At 33.0% G+C, this 4983-nt stretch carries 6 protein-coding genes; all 6 read left to right on the forward strand.

From position 1 onward, the window contains the following. Positions 1-157 precede the first annotated feature (157 nt). The 6 genes from thrS (at position 158) to N5E64_RS15390 (ending at position 4911) form a co-directional block, all read left to right on the forward strand. Positions 158-2080 carry a threonine--tRNA ligase gene (gene thrS, locus N5E64_RS15365; RefSeq protein ID WP_180905410.1) on the forward strand — a complete coding sequence of 641 codons (1923 nt, stop codon included), beginning with the start codon at positions 158-160 and terminating at the stop codon, positions 2078-2080. Between the two features lie 59 nt (positions 2081-2139). Then, positions 2140-2649, forward strand: a complete 510-nt coding sequence (gene infC / locus N5E64_RS15370) for a translation initiation factor IF-3 (RefSeq protein WP_236688239.1) — start codon at positions 2140-2142, stop codon at positions 2647-2649. 59 nt (positions 2650-2708) lie between these two features. Next, a complete protein-coding gene (gene rpmI / locus N5E64_RS15375) occupies positions 2709-2906 on the forward strand; it encodes a 50S ribosomal protein L35 (RefSeq protein WP_038337133.1) in 198 nt (65 codons plus the stop codon). Positions 2907-3001: 95 nt separating this feature from the next. Beyond that, positions 3002-3346: a 50S ribosomal protein L20 gene (gene rplT, locus N5E64_RS15380; protein WP_038337134.1), complete on the forward strand. Its 345-nt coding sequence runs from the start codon at positions 3002-3004 to the stop codon at positions 3344-3346. 133 nt (positions 3347-3479) lie between these two features. Continuing rightward, complete coding sequence (locus N5E64_RS15385) at positions 3480-4145, forward strand: phosphatase PAP2 family protein (RefSeq protein ID WP_160279613.1); 666 nt, start codon at positions 3480-3482, stop codon at positions 4143-4145. After that, the gene (locus N5E64_RS15390) at positions 4129-4911 is read left to right on the forward strand and encodes a nitrilase-related carbon-nitrogen hydrolase (RefSeq protein ID WP_280038266.1); all 783 of its coding nucleotides are present in this window, start codon (positions 4129-4131) and stop codon (positions 4909-4911) included. Before N5E64_RS15385 ends, N5E64_RS15390 begins: the two co-directional genes overlap by 17 nt. Positions 4912-4983: the final 72 nt, after the last annotated feature.

Consider the following 4983-nt stretch of genomic DNA (forward strand, 5'->3'; position numbering starts at 1 on the left):
TAATTCAATATTAATTTTATCGAAAACAAGATAATTTCATTCAAAACAATAGCTCAACTATTTACTTAATATTTTAGCTAAAATCAACCCTTTAAAAATTTCGTCAACTTGCAGAAAATTCGTAATTTTGCATCTTAGTACAAATTCTAAAAGTAAGATGATAAACATTTCTCTTCCAGATGGAAGTGTAAAACAGTATGAGAGTGGCGTAACTCCTATGGACGTGGCGCTAAGCATTAGTGAAGGTTTAGCACGTAATGTAATTTCGGCTATAGTAAACGATCAACAAGTTGAAACAACAACCCCAATCACCACAGATGCAACGATCAAATTGTTAACCTGGAATGATGAAATGGGTAAAAAAGCTTTTTGGCATTCATCTGCTCACTTATTAGCGCAAGCTATTTTAGAGTTTTATCCAAATGCGAAATTAACAATTGGACCTGCGATTGACAAAGGTTTTTATTACGATGTTGATTTTGGTGAGGATAAATTTACAGAGGCTGATTTTGCGAAAGTAGAAAAAGCAATGTTAGAGAATGCAAAGAAAAAAGCTGAATTCAAATTATATTCAGTTTCGAAAGCAGAAGCATTAGAAACGTATAAAGACAATGAATACAAAACAGAATTAATCTCTAACTTAAATGATGGAGATATTACATTCTGTACACACGATAATTTTACAGATTTATGTCGTGGTGGACACATTCCAAACACTGGAATTGTGAAAGCTGCAAAAATCTTGAATGTTGCTGGAGCTTATTGGCGTGGAGACGAGAAAAACAAAATGTTGACTCGTGTTTATGGTATTACATTTCCAAAACAAAAAGATTTAACAGAATATCTTGAGTTATTAGAAGAAGCAAAAAAACGTGATCACCGTAAATTAGGTAAAGAATTAGGTTTATTTGCTTTCTCAGAAAAAGTTGGTGCAGGTTTACCACTTTGGTTACCAAAAGGAGCTGCTTTGAGAAGAAAATTAGAAAACTTCTTATTGAAAGAGCAACAAAAAATGGGTTACGAAATGGTAATTTCTCCGCACATTGGTCAAAAAGAATTGTATGTAACTTCTGGTCACTATGCAAAATATGGTGCAGATAGTTTTCAGCCAATTAAAACACCAAACGAAGGAGAAGAATTCTTGTTAAAACCAATGAACTGTCCGCATCACTGTGAGATTTACAAAACTTCTCAATGGTCGTACCGCGATTTACCAAAACGTTATGCAGAGTTTGGTACAGTTTATCGTTACGAACAATCAGGAGAATTACACGGTTTAACGCGTGTTCGTGGATTTACTCAAGATGATGCTCACTTATTCTGTACACCAGATCAATTATTAGAAGAATTCAAAAAAGTAATTGATTTAGTATTATATGTATTTACAAATCTTGGATTTGATAATTATTCGGCTCAAATCTCATTAAGAGATCCAGAGAATAAAGAAAAATACATCGGATCTGACGAAAACTGGGAAAAAGCTGAACAAGCAATTATCACAGCATCAGCAGAAAAAGGTTTACCAACAGTTGTAGAATATGGCGAAGCTGCATTCTATGGACCTAAGTTAGACTTTATGGTGAAAGATGCATTAGGACGTCAATGGCAATTAGGAACAATCCAAGTGGATTATAATTTACCAGATCGTTTTGATTTAACTTACACTGGAGCAGACAACGAAAAACACAGACCAGTAATGATTCACCGTGCGCCATTCGGCTCTATGGAACGTTTCATTGCCATTTTGTTAGAAAATACAGCAGGGAATTTACCACTTTGGTTAACACCAGATTTATTCACAATTTTACCAATTAGCGAAAAATATGTGGAATATGGAGAAAAAGTATTAAATTTGCTGGCCGAAGAAGAAATTAACGGACTGATTGACAGTAGAAACGAGAAAACTGGTAAAAAAATCCGTGATGCCGAAATCGGTAAAATTCCTTTCATGTTAATCATCGGTGAAAAAGAAGCAGAAAACGGTACAGTTTCTGTAAGAAGACACGGAGAAGGTGATTTAGGAGAGATGACGATTCAAGCGTTTATCGACTTCATGAAAGAACAAATCAAATTAAAATAATTTAAAACAGAATAACTATCGCAATTAGAAGAAAAGGCGGCAGAGGTCCAGCCAGAGTAATTAAGGAAGATCAACACAAGATCAATGATAAGATTGACGCGAAAGAAGTACGCGTTGTTGGAGAAGGTATAGAACCTGGTGTATATCCAATAGCTAAAGCTTTAGAACTTGCAGAAGAACAAGGTTTAGATTTGGTAATGATCAGTGAAAAAGCCATTCCACCTGTTTGTCGTGTCGTAGAGTACAAAAAATTCTTATACGAACAAAAGAAAAAAGAAAAAGAACTTAAAGCTAAACAGCAGAAAGTTGTCGTGAAAGAAATTCGTTTCGGTCCTCAAACAGATGATCATGATTACGAATTCAAAAGACGTCACGCAAGATCTTTCTTAGAAGAAGGTTCAAAATTGAAAGCGTATGTTTTCTTCAAAGGACGTTCTATTATCTTTAAAGATCAAGGAGAAATCTTATTGTTACGTTTAGCTCAAGAATTGGAAGATGTTGGAAAAGTAGAACAAATGCCAAAACTTGAAGGTAAAAGAATGATTATGATGATGGGACCTAAGAAATAATTAGGTTCTTATCATCTTACAAAAAATAAAAAACGTTTTAATTTTAAATATTTGTAATCATGCCAAAATTAAAAACAAAATCTGGAGCGAAAAAACGTTTCAAATTAACAGGAACAGGTAAAATTAAAAGAAAACACGCTTTTAAAAGCCACATCCTAACAAAAAAAGAGACTAAACAAAAGAGAAATTTAACTCAAACTGGTTTAGTTGATCAAGCTGATGTTCATTCAGTAAAACAACAATTAAGATTAAAATAAGAACGTGTTCTTATTTGGTTTATTAATTCATTATTAACCCTGTCGATGGGCCTTAAAGCAGAGCAATCTCGCCCACTACAAAAAAATTAAAAATTATGCCAAGATCAGTAAACGCAGTTGCGTCAAGAGCTAGAAGAAAAAGAGTTTTAAAACTTGCAAAAGGATATTACGGAAGAAGAAAAAACGTTTGGACTGTTGCTAAAAATGCAGTAGAAAAAGGTTTAGTATACGCTTACCGCGATAGACGTCAAAAGAAAAGAAATTTCCGTGCGTTATGGATTCAAAGAATTAACGCTGGAGCAAGATTACACGGATTGTCTTACTCTAAATTTATGGGAGCTATCCACAAAGCTGGAATTGAATTAAATCGTAAAGTTTTAGCTGACTTAGCGATGAACAATCCAGAAGCTTTCAAAGCAATCGTAGAAAAAGTAAAATAATTTTTTTAAACAATATTAAAACGTTTTAAAACTTGGCTATTTAGTCAAGTTTTTTTTTGCTTAAATTTGAATGAATGTCATTCTAGACTTATTTGGAATCTCATCATAAATGTTATTTAAAAACCCAACTCAAATGAATCAACAAAAAGATTTATTTCTAAGAATTTGGCCATTTTTTGTCGTTTTTTTTATCTACAATTTTGCTGCAATTGCTATGACGCAATATTATGGACGCGACGAATTACATCTGCATTTCAATCAATACAGCAATCATTATCTCGATAAACTCTTTGTTTTTTATACCGATTTCGGAACCTATTATTTATTTTTTATACTTCTTGGTTACCTATTTTGGAAAACAACTCGAAGATATTTTTATTATTTATTAGCTTCTGGAGCAATTGCAACAACAATTAGTGTCTTTTTTAAGAATGTCTATTTCGAACAAGTTTTACGTCCTGGATATTATTTTACACAGAAAAAAATAGACATTATTCTAGTCAAAGATTATGCGATACAAATGGCTTCAACTTTTCCTTCGGGACATTCATTAACAGCCGCAATAATTTCGATTACTTTATGTTTATTAACCAAAAACAGATGGTTACAATTATTTTTTGCGCTCCATTTTCCGAGTATCGCAATTAGTAGAATCTACTTGTCACGTCATTTCGCGATTGATACCGTTGGTGGTTCATTTATTGGTTTTTTTATATTTATCTTTATGTATTACATCATCAATCAATCTAATAACCCAAAATTAGATCAAAAATATATCAACAATGGAAATTCAAAATAAACTTAAAATATCATTAATACAATACGATGTAATCTGGGAAGATGCAAAAGCTAATCACGCTTATTTAGGTAAATTATTAGCCAATCATCAAACTGATATTATACTACTACCAGAAATGTTTGCTTCGGGATTTTCGATGAATGTAGAAAAAATTGGTCAAAAACCTTTTGGAGAAACCTTCGAATGGATGCAACACAAAGCCAAAGAATTGAATTCTGTGATTGCTGGAAGCATTTCTACACATGAAAACGATAAATACTATAACCGATTTTATTTCATCTGTCCAAGCGGCTCTATTTATATTTACGATAAGAAACATTTGTTCAGTTACGGAAAAGAAGCTGGGGTATATTCTGCAGGAGATAAAATTGTAACGATAGATTATAAAGGATGGCAAATTCGTCCTATTGTTTGCTACGATTTACGATTTCCAGTTTGGATTCGCAATACTGAGGAAAATCCCTACGATTTGATACTTTGTAACGCTAGTTGGCCAAAAGCACGTCGAGAAGCTTGGATTTCACTCCTAAAAGCTCGAGCAATCGAAAATATGGCTTTTATTGCTGGTGTAAATAGAATTGGCGTAGATGGCTATAATCTCGAGTATCAAGGCGATTCGCATTTATTTGATACATTGGGACAAGATTTGGAAACAATTAACAATCATCCCGAAATTTTACAGTTCGAAATTGATAAAGAAGAACAAGATAAAACTCGAAAGCATTTCAATTTTCTAAATGATCGCGATTCATTTTATTTTGGATAAATACAAGCTCAACTTTGGTTGGGCTTTTTTTGTAATTATTTGGGCGTTCCCTCGCTCTTTGCCTTCCATTTA

Origin of the sequence: Empedobacter sp. GD03739, from assembly GCF_029843245.1 — a bacterium.
GTDB lineage: Bacteria > Bacteroidota > Bacteroidia > Flavobacteriales > Weeksellaceae > Empedobacter > Empedobacter falsenii_B.